Here is a 12,021-nt window from a genome sequence, read left to right as displayed (position 1 = left end):
CGCTCAGACCGTCTCTTCCTGACGGGCGGCCGCGAGGCGGACCGCGTCGAGGATCTTCTCGTAACCCGTGCAGCGGCACAGGTTGCCGGAGAGCGCCTCGCGGATGTCCTGGTCGGACGGGGACGGGTTCTTCTCCAGCATCTCGTCCGCCATGACGAGCAGGCCCGGGGTGCAGAAACCGCACTGCACGGCGCCCGCGTCGATGAACGCCTGCTGGATCGGCGACAGCTCGCCGCCCTCACCGGCCTGGCCGTCGGAGGGCTTGGCCTGCCAGCGCTTCGCCTGGTCGACGGTGGTGCCGCAGGTGCCGGAGGCACCGGAGACGCAACCGCCGCCGGGGTGCTCCGCCGTGCGGTGCCCGGCGTAGTCCGCCAGGCCCTCGACGGTGACGACCTCGCGGCCCTCGACCTGGCCGGCCGCGACGAGACAGGAACAGACCGGTACGCCGTCGAGGCGGACCGTGCAGGAGCCGCACTCGCCCTGCTCGCAGGCGTTCTTGGAGCCGGGGAGCCCCATGCGCTCGCGCAGGACGTAGAGGAGGGACTCGCCCTCCCAGACGTCGTCGGCCTCGTGCTTACGGCCGTTGACCGTGAAATTTACTCGCATGGTTACGCAGCTCCTTCCAGCGTGCGGCCGGCGCCGCGGTACTGCTCCCAGGTCCAGCCCAGCGTGCGGCGGGCCATGATGCCGACCGCGTGCCTGCGGTACTTCGCGGTGCCGCGCACATCGTCGATCGGGTTGCAGGAACCGGAGGCCAGCTCCGCGAACTGCTTGGCGATGGACGGCGTGATGATCTTGCCGCTCTCCCAGAAGCCGCCCTCTTCGAGCGCGGCGTTCAGGAAGTCCTCGGCGGCGCGGGCGCGCACCGGGGTGGGGGCCGCGGAGCCGATGCCGGTCTTCACCGTGCGGGTCTCCGGGTGCAGCGCCAGGCCGAAGGCGCAGACGGCGATGACCATCGCGTTGCGCGTGCCGACCTTGGAGTACTGCTGCGGCCCGTCGGCCTTCTTGACGTGCACCCACTTGATGAGCTCGTCCGGCGCCATCGCGTTGCGCTTGACGCCGGTGTAGAAGTCGTCGATCGGGATGCGGCGGCTGCCGCGCACCGACTCGACCTCGACCTCGGCGCCCGCGGCGAGCAGCGCCGGGTGGGCGTCGCCGGCCGGGGACGCGGTGCCCAGGTTGCCGCCGACGCCGCCGCGGTTGCGGATCTGCGGCGAGGCGACGGTGTGCGAGGCCAGCGCGAGGCCGGGCAGTTCGGGCCTGAGGTGTTCCATGATCTGGGCGTACGGGACGGAGGCGCCGAGCCGGACGCTCTCCTCGCCGACCTCCCACTCCCGCAGCAGGCCGATGCGGTTCAGGTCCAGGAGGTACTCCGGCCGACGGTGGTCGAAGTTGATCTCGACCATGATGTCGGTGCCACCCGCGATCGGCGCAGCTGAGGGGTGCTCTGCCTTAGCGGCGAGCGCCTCCTCCCAGCTGGCGGGGCGAAGGAAGTCCATGAGCGGCTCTCTTCTCGGTATTCGGGTCGTTCAGTTCAAGCCAACAGGCCGATGGGCCTCTCGACGAAATGTTCATGTGCTGTTAACGCCTTGTGGCCCAAGTACACAAGCCGTGCCCCGCCTGGTGCAGTCACTGAAACCATGAAGGAGTTGGCTGGTCGACTCTCATGTCTTGTAGATTCATATGAAAGGCGGGGCTCAGTAACCTCACCGTTTTCCACCGGCAACAACGAGACAGATCGGCGGCGACACCATGCGGCTGCGCGCACTGCTGGAAACCGATGCGCTGGGCCTGCGGCTGCTGGGCGGCGAGGACGAACTCGACCGCACGGTGCGTGGGGTCATGACCACCGACCTACGGGATCCCAGCCGTTATCTCACCGGAGGCGAGCTGGTGCTCACCGGACTCGCCTGGCGGCGTGATGCCGCGGACTCCGAGCCTTTCGTACGAATCCTGGCCGGCGCGGGTGTCGCGGGGCTCGCGGCGGGCGAGGCCGAGATGGGCGCGATCCCCGCCGATCTCGTGGAGGCGTGTACGCGCCATCGTCTGCCACTTTTCGCGGTCACCGAGGCCGTTGCCTTCGCAACCATCACCGAGCATGTGGTGCGCCAGGTGTCCGGCGAGCGGGCCGGCGACCTGGCGGCGGTCGTCGACCGGCACCGCAGGCTGATGACCTCGGGACCGGCGGGCGGCGGCCCGGAGGTGGTGCTCGACCTGCTCACCTCCGACCTCGATCTGCGGGCCTGGGTGCTGTCCCCCACCGGCCGGCAGATCGCGGGCGCGGGCGCGCCGCTGCCGGCCACCGTGAGCGCGACGCTCGCGGGCGAGCACCTGGCCGCGGTCCGGACCGGCCGCCGCGGGCCGCACCGGACCACCCTCCAGGGCACGACGTACTCGCTGTTCCCGATCCGCGGGGCCGGACGCGGCGCGAGCCAGGTGGCGGCCTCCCGCGATGTGCGCGAGACGGTGCTTTCCGACTGGCTGCTGGCCGTGGAGGCGGACGCGGGCGACTGGCCCGCCGCCCGGCTCGACCTGCTCCAGGGCGTGACCCAGCTGATCGCCGTGGAACGCGACCGGCGCGACGCGGCCCGCACCGTACGGCGCAGGCTCGCCCAGGAGGTGCTTGAGCTGGTGCAGGCCGGCGCGCCCCCCGCGGAGATCGCGGCCCGGCTGCGAGTGGCGGCGCCGGTGCTGCTGCCGGGGCTCGGCTCCGCGCCGCACTGGCAGGTCGTGGTGGCGCGGGTCGACTGGAACGAGGGCGAGGAGATCCCGGCCGGTCCGGTCGCGCAGTCGCTCCTGGAGGAGATCCTGGTCGATCCGATGGTCGTCGGGTCCGACACCTCCGACCGGATCGCGGTGGCGCACGCGGGCGACGAGGCGATCGCGCTCGTACCGCTGGCGGCCGTGTCCTCGATCGGCGGCGACGGCGCCGACGCGGACAGCGAGGGTGACGGCGAGGCCCGGATGCTCGGGCTGCATGCCGATGTCCTGCTCGAAGCGGTACGTGCGCCGCTGTCGGGCGGCCTGGCCGACGACGGCCGGCTGACCCTGGGTGTCAGTGCCGCCGTGAACTCGGCGGAGGGCCTGCGCGGGGCGCTGGAGGAGGCCCGGCACGCCCGCCGGGTGGCGGCGGCGCGGCCGGGCCGGGTGTGCGCGGCCGGCCACCACGAGCTGGCGTCGCACGTCCTGCTGCTGCCGTTCGTGCCGGACGACGTACGGCGCGCCTTCACGGCGCGGCTGCTGGACCCGCTGCGCGACTACGACCGGCGCCACCGCGCGGAACTCGTGCCCACCCTGGAGGCGTTCCTCGACTGCGACGGTTCGTGGACGCGCTGCGCGGCCCGGCTGCATCTGCACGTGAACACCCTGCGGTACCGGGTGGGTCGGATCGAGCAGCTGACGGGCCGTGATCTGTCGCGTCTTGAGGACAAGCTGGACTTCTTCCTGGCACTGCGGATGAGCTAGGAGCCCCGATCGGCCGACCGGGTACCCCCAGAGGGCCCCGCCCGGCCGGTCGGCCGTCTCCCGGGGAGCGCCGCCCGGGAGGCCGGATGCCCCAAACCGGGCACTTCCGCCCACCCTTTGTGAATCCGTTCACCAGACCCCTTGGCCCGGGGTGCCAATCCGTGCTGAGATTCGCCCACTACTCACAGCTCAATGGTGTGCTCGGGGAGGGCAATGTGGCGCAGTCCGCCATGTCTGGTTCCGGAATGACCGCAGGGGACGGAAGCCCACTCCAGACCGCTGTATGGCGGTTGCGCTCACGCGGTTGCTGGACGGACGCCGCGGCGTTGCTCGAACCACATGCGGCCACGCCGGCCGCCGCACTCCAGCGGGCCGCGCTGCTCGTCGAGCGCTGTCTGTTCACCGAGCAGGGCTGGGCCGAGGCGGAGGACGCCCTGCGCACCGCGGAGGCCGTCGCGCGGGAGGACGACGAACGCGGCGCCGCGGCCTGCGAACGCGGCCACCTCGCGTACGCCTCCACCGTGCTCGGCACCCGCGACCGCGCCGACGAGGCACGCGCCGCGCTCGGCAGGGCGGCCGCGCTGCTGGCTCCCACCGCGCCGGCCAGGCCACTGCTCGACTTCCGCCGCGGCCTGATCGCCGAGCACATATCCGACTCCCCGCAGTCGGCCCGCGCCGCCTACCGCCGCGCCCACGCCGGAGCCGCCTCGCACGGCCAGACCCTGCTGCTCTCCTTCACCTGGCGCCACCTGGCCGGACTCTCCCTGCGTGACGGGGAGTTGGCGGACGCCAGGCACGGCTTCGCGGAGTCCCTGCGCATCCGGGAGGAGCTCGGATACCTGGTGGGCACGGCCCCCGCGCTCGCGGCACTCGCCGGGGCGGAGCCGGAGCCGGAGGCGACCCGGCTGCGCGCGGAGGCCGGCCGCCTGTTCCGGCTGCTGGACGGCGTCCCCACCTGGCTGGCGGCGCAGCTGACACCTCCGACGGCGGCTTAGCGGCTCGGACAGTGGTCGCGCCGTCAGCGGCCGGCGGTCACCGGTCGGCGCCCGCGAAGTGCTCCCGTACGAGTGACTGAACCACCGTCAGATCCTGGGCGACCAGCGCGTCGAGCAGCGCCAGATGCTCCGAGGCGGCCGCGACGAGGTCCGCCCGGCGGCCCAACGGGTCACCGGTGGCCAGCGGCCACTGGGAGCGGCGGTGCAGCTCGTCGGCGACCGTCACCAGCTGGCGGTTGCCGGCGAACTTGAGCATCGCCCGGTGGAAGGCCCGGTCCGACTCGGCGTACGCCGCGCGGTCCCCGGTGGCCGCCGCCGCCGTGGTGGCCTCGGCCAGCGGGCGCAGGGCACGCCAGTGGGCGGCCGGGACCGTACGGGCCAGCCTGAGCATGACGGGAACCTCGATCAGGGCCCGCACCTCCGCGAGTTCGGCCAGCTCCAGGGCGCTGCGCACGGTGACGCGGAAGCCCCGATTGGGGACGACCTCGACCGCGCCCTCCAGGGCCAGCTGCTGCATCGCCTCGCGCACGGGTGTCGCCGAGACCCCGAAGCGGGCGCCGAGTCCGGGACCCGAGTAAACCTCCCCCGGTACGAGCTCACCGCTGACCAGGGCCGCGCGCAGCGCGTCCAGGACCTGGCCGCGCACGGAGTGGCGCTGAACGGCCCGGGGGGCGACGGGCTCACTATGTGTGTGCTCGCCGCGCACCTGCTCCGGAACCCGGGTGGCGTAGCCGGGGGCGGAAACGTGCGGGGGTGCGACGCCCCACGGTCTGCCCTGCTCCATCCGGGTCCTCCTCCGGTGCCGTTGTCCCATATGCACGATAGGCGGGCGGGGACACAGTTCAAACCTCGAATTGATCGGGTAAGGTAAGGCTTACCTGCTAACGATCGCGATTCGGTGGTCCTGCATGACCGTCCACACGCTCTTCCCCGGCGTCACCGCGTCCCCTGTCACGGACTCGTACGCACGCCTCGCCGAGGTCTTCTCCGGTCTGCGGATCAGGGAGCTCGACGACGCCGAGCAGGTCCCGAGCGGCGCCGGCTGGGTGGGCGCACAGGATCTCGCGGCCGGTGGCGACGCCCTGGACGCCTTCCTCGCCTGGGACAACGCACAGGTCCTCCGGGACTACGGCCAGCAGGCCCGGCCCGATGTGATCGCCAGCTTCGGCCTCCACCGGTACGCGTGGCCCGCCTGTCTGCTGGTCACCGTGCCGTGGTTCCTGCACCGCCGGGTGCCCCGCGTCCCCGTCGAGGACGTCGCCTTCCAGCGCACGCTGGGCCGGATGACCGTACGGGTCAAGGAATTCGCCTGCCTGCCCGACGACCCCGCGGCCGACCTCCCCGGCGCCCGCGTCGTACCCGACGAGGAGGCCCTGCGCGCCGAGGTCAGGGCGTCCGTCGCCGAGCACCTCGGGCCGGTCCTCGACGGCTTCGGGCCACGGATGCGGCGCGGGAAGCGCGCCCTGTGGGGCATGGCGACGGACGAGATCGTCGAGGGGCTCTGGTACATCGCCCACCTCGTCGGCGAGGAGCGCCGCGCGATGTCGGAGCTGGAGCTGTTGCTGCCGGGTACGACCAAGCCGTACGCGGGCACCGCCGGCTTCCGTGAACTGACCGGGCCGAACGGCGAATCGCTGCCGACCCGGGACCGGGCGAGCTGCTGCCTCTTCTACACCCTGCGCCCCGAGGACACCTGTGTGACCTGTCCCCGGACGTGCGACGCGGAGCGGGTACGGAAGCTGAGCCAGGAGGCGGCGGCAACCGCCTGACGGCACGCCACCCGATCGGGTGGCGTAAATCGAACCCAACTCTCTTTTCCCGTACGCCGGTTCGACCGGATCGCACTCATTCGCATGGCCGGGGACTCCCTTGGCGTCCTCTTGCACCGAAAGCCTCTTCGCGTCACCGCGGTTTTGCCAATATGGCGCCGAAACGCCCTACCGCGATGCAAGGGACACCGCATGAGACTGACCGACATATCGCTGGACTGGCTGCTTCCGGGCGGCGTACTGCTCGTGGGGGTCCTGGCGGCGGTCGCGGTGCTCGCGCGCGGCAAGCGCGCCGGTGGCAAGGCAGCCGCGGCCGACGACTCCTGGGAACGCACCGAGGAGCGGCGCAGGCGCAAGGAAGCGGTCTACGGCACCGCCTCGTATCTCCTTCTCTTCTGCTGTGCGGCGGTCGCCGCCGCACTCTCCTTCCACGGCCTGGTCGGCTTCGGCCGGCAAAACCTCAGCCTCGCCGGCGGCTGGGAGTACCTCGTCCCGTTCGGCCTCGACGGCGCGGCCATGTTCTGCTCGGTGCTCGCCGTCCGCGAGGCCAGCCACGGCGACGCGGCCCTCGGTTCGCGCCTGCTGGTGTGGACGTTCGCGGGGGCGGCGGCCTGGTTCAACTGGGTTCACGCGCCACGGGGGTTGGACCACGCGGGCGCCCCGCAGTTCTTCGCCGGGATGTCGCTCTCGGCCGCGGTGCTTTTCGACCGCGCGCTCAAGCAGACCCGCAGGGCCGCGCTGCGTGAGCAGGGCCTGGTGCCCCGTCCGCTGCCGCAGATCCGGATCGTACGGTGGCTGAGGGCGCCCAGGGAGACCTTCGGCGCCTGGTCGCTGATGCTCCTGGAGGGTGTAAGCACCCTGGACGAGGCGGTCGAGGAGGTCCGCGAGGACCGGCGCGACAAGGAGCAGAACCGTATCCGCCGACGGGAGCACCAGAAAATGGAGCGTGCCCAGTTGAAGGCCATCAACCGACAGCACCGGGCCTGGGGCCGCGGTCGCGGCGGCGGCCGACAGGTCGAGATCACCGGCGGCAGCGCCGCCCCGAGCTCGGGCTCCGCGCCGCAGGCCGTCGCGGAGCCTGCCATAGCAGAGCCAGGACAACTGCCGCTTCGGTCAAGGCCCTCCCTTCAGGCAGCGAAGGGAACTGACATGGTGACGGTCGACCTCACTACCGAGGACGACACCCAGACCCTGCCGCGACTCGACTCCCTGGAGCAGAAGCTGAAGGATCTGGAACAGCAATTCGGCTGAGCCGAAGCTCGGCGAGCAGTCCGTGACCGCGCATCCCGCCCTGGTGGCGGACCGGCCCGTTACGCCAGTCCGCCACCTTTCATGTCGAGTCCGCCGCCACTGAGGTCCAGATCGAACCAGACGACCTTGCCCACACCCTGCGCGCGGACCCCCCAGGCGTCCGCGAGGGCCTGCACCAGCATCAGCCCCCGGCCGTGCGTACTGTCACCGTCGGCCGCCACCTGCGTGCTGGGGTGCCGGGGCACCAAGTCCCTTACCTCCACGCGCAGTTTGGAGGCGGTGAGGGTGACCGTGACCTCGGCGTCGTGTTCCGTGTGCACGAGAGCGTTGGTCACCAGCTCGGTGGTGAGCAGCTCGGCCGTCTCGGCCCGCCCCGAGTCTCCCCGGAGCCTCAGTAACTCACGTAGCGCACGCCGGACTTCGGGCACCGCCGCGAGATCCGAACGCCCGAGTCGGCGTCGTAGATGACCCAGCCCGCCGGCTGCCTTCTCCTTGGCCGCTTCCGCTGTCTCCGGTACGTCCGACGACCCGTGCTTGGCTGCCCTTCGTCCGCCCGCCTGGTGCCCTGCCATAGCCCCCACCCGCACGCTGGATCGGTCCTCTCTCTCGAACAGGTTCACGGGATGCATGCCCCGCAGGCGGGAGGGGCACGCATATGGATTTATCAACAAGTAGTCAGGCTTGGCTCGTTGTTGCCTCGCCGTGGACGCGCCGGGGCTACGGCCTCGGCACGTTGCGCAGATTGGATCGGGCCATCTGGAGCATCCGACCCACCCCGCCGTCCAGTACGACCTTGCCGGCGGACAGCGCGAACCCCGTGACCATCTCCTTGCGGATCTTGGGCGGGATGGAGAGCGCGTTCGGGTCGGTGACCACATCCACCAGGGCCGGGCCCTTGTGCTTGAAGGCGTCCTTGAGCGCGCCCGCGAGCTGCTTGGGCTTCTCGACGCGCACGCCGTAGGCACCGCAGGCTCGGGCGACCGCCGCGAAGTCCGGGTTCTTGTTGGTCGTTCCGAACGACGGCAGGCCGTCCACCATCATTTCCAGCTCGACCATGCCGAGCGAGGAGTTGTTGAAGACGATCACCTTCACCGGCAGGTCATACTGCACGAGGGTGAGGAAGTCGCCCATCAGCATGCTGAATCCGCCGTCGCCGGACATCGAGATGACCTGACGGTTGAGGTCGGTGAACTGGGCTCCGATCGCCTGCGGCATCGCGTTGGCCATCGAGCCGTGGGTGAACGAACCGATGACGTTGCGGCGCCCGTTCGGCGTGATGTAGCGGGCCGCCCATACATTGCACATCCCCGTGTCGACCGTGAACACGGCGTCGTCGTCGGCCAGTTCGTCGAGGACCGACGCGACGAACTCGGGGTGGATCGGAACCTGCTTCTCGACCTTGCGGGTGTACGCCTTCACTACGCCTTCGAGGGCGTCCGCGTGCTTCTTCAGCATCCGGTCGAGGAACTTGCGGTCGGGTTTCGCCTTCACCCGCGGTGTCAGACAGCGCAGTGTTTCCCGTACGTCGCCCCAGACCGCCAGGTCGAGCTTGGAGCGGCGGCCCAGGTGCTCGGGCCGCACATCCACCTGGACGATCTTCACGTCGTCCGGCAGGAAGTCGTAGTACGGGAAGTCGGTGCCCAGCAGGATCAGCAGATCGCACTCGTGCGTGGCCTCGTACGCGGCGCCGTAGCCGAGCAGTCCACTCATGCCGACGTCGTACGGATTGTCGTACTGGATCCACTGCTTGCCGCGCAGGGCGTGCCCGACCGGCGACTTGACCCGCTCGGCGAACTCCATCACCTCCGCGTGCGCGCCCGCCGTCCCGCTGCCGCAGAACAGCGTCACCCGCTTCGCCTCGTCGATCATCCGGGCGAACTTCTCGATCTCCGCCTCGCCGGGGCGGACCGTCGGGCGCGTGGTGACCAGTGCGTGCTCGATGGCCCGCTCGGAGACCTCGGCGGACGCGACGTCGCCGGGCAGCGCCACCACGCTGACGCCGCTGCGGCCGATCGCGTGCTGGATCGCGGTCTGCAGGACACGCGGCATCTGCTGGGTACTGGAGATCAGCTCGCTGTAGTGGCTGCACTCGCGGAAGAGCTGATCGGGGTGGGTCTCCTGGAAGAAGCCCAGGCCGATCTCACCGGACGGGATGTGCGAGGCGAGGGCGATGACCGGGGCCATCGAGCGGTGGGCGTCGTAGAGGCCGTTGATCAGGTGCAGATTGCCGGGGCCGCAGGATCCGGCGCAGGCCGCGATCTTGCCGGTGACCTGGGCCTCGGCGCCGGCGGCGAAGGCTCCGGCCTCCTCGTGCCTGACCTGGACCCAGTCGATCGCGGGCGTACGGCGGATCGCGTCGACGACCGGGTTGAGGCTGTCCCCGACCACGCCGTACAGGCGCTGCACCCCCGCGCGCACGAGGATGTCGACGAACTGCTCCGCCACCTTCTGCTTGGCCATGGAATGCGCACACCCTCTCGGAACGTCGGCTGGTTCGTCGCGGCGCTGCCGCCGAGTCCATCAACCCATGGCGGGCGCCGTTACGCCTCCCAGACCGCCACCGCGGTCCGGTCGTCCGCATACCCCTTGACCCTGAGCCGGATGTCCGCGAGATACTCCGCGAGGCCCGGCGGGTCGGCGCTCGCCCAGCGCTCGGCGAGCTCGTCGGCCAGTGCGGCCTCGCCACGCAGCGGCTCGGCGAGGCCACCGCTGCACAGCAGGAGGGTGTCACCCGGGCGGGCCACCGAGGCCCGGAAGCGGAAGGGCTCGGTGGGCGGCGGCCTGCTCTCGACGTACGGCGAGGGGCCCGTCGTGATGCCGAGGTCCATGGTCAGGCGGTCGCCCTCGGGGCTCTCGGCCGGGACCGAGCCGAAGCCGACGACGGGTTCGCCGACGGCCTCGGTCTCGGGTGCGAGGGGCTCGATGTCCTGCCAGGCGCCGTCGCGCAGCCGGAAGAGGCCACCGCCGCCGACGCCGAAGAAGACCCTGGTCCGGCACTGCGGATCGGCGGAGAGCAGCAGGCAGCGCAGGCTCGCGGTGTACTCCTCGGGCTCCAGGCCGAGGTCACCGGCCTGGGCGCGGAGCTTGCCGTAGCTACGGTCGGTGAGACGGCGCAGGCCCGACTTCAGGTCGCCCCTGCGGCCCGCCCTTATGTCGTCGGAGAGCCGGGCGTGGCTGCGGCCGACGGCCTCACCGATCGACCGGCACGCGCCGGTCGCGGCCAGGTGCGCGCTCTCCGAGGCGCGGGCCCCGCTGGCCACCGCCACCAGGACGAGGGCGCCCACCCCGCTGCCGAAGCGGGCGGTGAGCAGTGCGTCGCGCCGTGGCTCACCCCGGTAGCGGGCCGAGTCGCCGCGCACGGAGGCGCCGCGCAGGGTGTACGTGCCGTACTGCGCCCCGTCGAGCACGGTGTCCGCGACGAGGGTGTCCAGCTCGTGCGGGTCGGCGGAGGGCAGCGCGGTGGGCTCGGCGTCGTAGGTGGGCGGACCGTCCCCGACGTAGTCGCCCCGGGGCCACCGTCCAGGAGCACCGCGCGGCGCGGCGCCCGCCGGGGCCGGCGTGGGCCGGGCAACGGCGGGCGGGGCGTCAGGAGTGGCCGGTCGCGGTGGCTCCGCCGAAGGCGGCCGGGGGCCGGAGGCGGCGGGGACGGCGGGCTGCGGCGGGCGCTCCGCCGGGGCCGGGTGCCCGGCGTCGGGCCGCGAGGGCGCCTCCCGGCCGGGGGCCGGAGGCGGCGGGGACGGCGGGCTGCGGCGGGCGCTCCGCCGGGGCCGGGTGCCCGGCGTCGGGCCGCGAGGGCGCCTCGGGGGCGGCCGGTCGCCAGGAGTCCGGGAGTGTGGGGACGGGCGGCAGGTGCGGGCGCTCCGGCGGCTCGGGCTCGCGTGCCTCCGGGACCGGGGGGACGCCGGGCGGCCGGCGGGGGCCCGGGGGCGTCGGCCGCCAGTCCTCCGGGGGCGCGGTCGCGTCCCAGGCGGCGCGGCGCTCGGCCGGGTGGTGGGGCGCCGGACCGGGCACCGGGCGCCAGCCCTCCGGGGGCGCGGCTCCCGGGGGCGGGCCGGCGGAGGTGCCGGACGGCGGGGGCCGAGTGGGCGTCGCGGGCCGCGCGGGTGCGTCGATCGGGGCGGGTGGCCGCGGCGGCTCCGGCGACTCCCAGGGAGCGCGCCCGCGCGGCACGACCGGCGGCGCCGGTGGGACCTGTGGGGTCGGCGCCGGTGGCTTCAGCTCCGGTGGAGCTGGAGACCGTGGTCCCGGTGTCGTCGGGGCCACGGACGGCTTCGGTGCCGGTGAAGGCGGTGGCTCCGGTGCGGGCGGTCCCGCCTCCGGTGGTCCTACCGTGCCCACCGCCGAGTGGAATCGGTCGTCCAGAGTGTCGCCCGCCGGCGCGGGGCCCGTGTCCGGGGTGATCTCGTCGTCGTACAGCCGACTCCACCACTCGTCCTCGTGCGTGGTGCGCCTCTCCCCCTGCTGGCTCATGCCCCTATTGTCCACCGCGGAGGCCGTGCGAAAACGGGTCATCAGGAAAAAGTCGTCCGCCGGGCGACCCC

11 protein-coding genes are annotated in these 12,021 nt (G+C 72.4%); 4 read left to right on the top strand and 7 right to left on the bottom strand.

The window, feature by feature from the left end:
- Positions 1–3 precede the first annotated feature (3 nt).
- Together ACLLJJ_RS35410 and ACLLJJ_RS35405 are read right to left on the bottom strand one after the other, a co-directional pair.
- On the bottom strand, positions 4–606 hold the full coding sequence (locus ACLLJJ_RS35410) for a (2Fe-2S)-binding protein (RefSeq protein ID WP_434598759.1): 603 nt from the start codon (positions 604–606) through the stop codon (positions 4–6).
- A gap of 2 nt (positions 607–608) precedes the next feature.
- On the bottom strand, positions 609–1,499 hold the full coding sequence (locus ACLLJJ_RS35405; protein ID WP_434598757.1) for an FAD binding domain-containing protein: 891 nt from the start codon (positions 1,497–1,499) through the stop codon (positions 609–611).
- A 253-nt stretch (positions 1,500–1,752) separates the two neighbouring features.
- Here ACLLJJ_RS35405 and ACLLJJ_RS35400 point away from each other — a divergent pair, with 253 nt between their 5' ends.
- Positions 1,753–3,465, top strand: coding sequence for a PucR family transcriptional regulator (locus ACLLJJ_RS35400; RefSeq protein WP_434598756.1), 1,713 nt, complete (start codon positions 1,753–1,755; stop codon positions 3,463–3,465).
- Between the two features lie 230 nt (positions 3,466–3,695).
- Complete coding sequence (locus ACLLJJ_RS35395; protein WP_434600608.1) at positions 3,696–4,460, top strand: hypothetical protein; 765 nt, start codon at positions 3,696–3,698, stop codon at positions 4,458–4,460.
- Positions 4,461–4,497: 37 nt separating this feature from the next.
- Here ACLLJJ_RS35395 and ACLLJJ_RS35390 read toward each other — a convergent pair whose 3' ends face one another.
- Positions 4,498–5,244, bottom strand: coding sequence for a GntR family transcriptional regulator (locus ACLLJJ_RS35390; protein WP_434598755.1), 747 nt, complete (start codon positions 5,242–5,244; stop codon positions 4,498–4,500).
- A 124-nt stretch (positions 5,245–5,368) separates the two neighbouring features.
- Here ACLLJJ_RS35390 and ACLLJJ_RS35385 point away from each other — a divergent pair, with 124 nt between their 5' ends.
- Together ACLLJJ_RS35385 and ACLLJJ_RS35380 are read left to right on the top strand one after the other, a co-directional pair.
- A complete protein-coding gene (locus tag ACLLJJ_RS35385) occupies positions 5,369–6,229 on the top strand; it encodes a (2Fe-2S)-binding protein (RefSeq protein WP_434598754.1) in 861 nt (286 codons plus the stop codon).
- 192 nt (positions 6,230–6,421) lie between these two features.
- Positions 6,422–7,480 carry a DUF2637 domain-containing protein gene (locus tag ACLLJJ_RS35380; RefSeq protein WP_434598753.1) on the top strand — a complete coding sequence of 353 codons (1,059 nt, stop codon included), beginning with the start codon at positions 6,422–6,424 and terminating at the stop codon, positions 7,478–7,480.
- Between the two features lie 59 nt (positions 7,481–7,539).
- Here ACLLJJ_RS35380 and ACLLJJ_RS35375 read toward each other — a convergent pair whose 3' ends face one another.
- The 4 genes from ACLLJJ_RS35375 to ACLLJJ_RS35360 form a co-directional block, all read right to left on the bottom strand.
- On the bottom strand, positions 7,540–8,052 hold the full coding sequence (locus ACLLJJ_RS35375) for an ATP-binding protein (protein WP_434598752.1): 513 nt from the start codon (positions 8,050–8,052) through the stop codon (positions 7,540–7,542).
- Between the two features lie 145 nt (positions 8,053–8,197).
- Entirely contained in the window at positions 8,198–9,940 is a 1,743-nt protein-coding gene (locus ACLLJJ_RS35370) for a pyruvate dehydrogenase (protein WP_434598751.1), read from the bottom strand.
- An 80-nt stretch (positions 9,941–10,020) separates the two neighbouring features.
- Positions 10,021–10,887, bottom strand: coding sequence for a protein phosphatase 2C domain-containing protein (locus ACLLJJ_RS35365; protein WP_434598750.1), 867 nt, complete (start codon positions 10,885–10,887; stop codon positions 10,021–10,023).
- A 178-nt stretch (positions 10,888–11,065) separates the two neighbouring features.
- On the bottom strand, positions 11,066–11,950 hold the full coding sequence (locus ACLLJJ_RS35360) for a hypothetical protein (RefSeq protein WP_434598748.1): 885 nt from the start codon (positions 11,948–11,950) through the stop codon (positions 11,066–11,068).
- Positions 11,951–12,021 lie beyond the last annotated feature (71 nt).

Source organism: Streptomyces sp. A5-4, from assembly GCF_051131715.1.
Taxonomy (GTDB): Bacteria; Actinomycetota; Actinomycetes; order Streptomycetales; family Streptomycetaceae; genus Streptomyces.
This window is presented reverse-complemented; position numbering and strand designations above follow the sequence as displayed.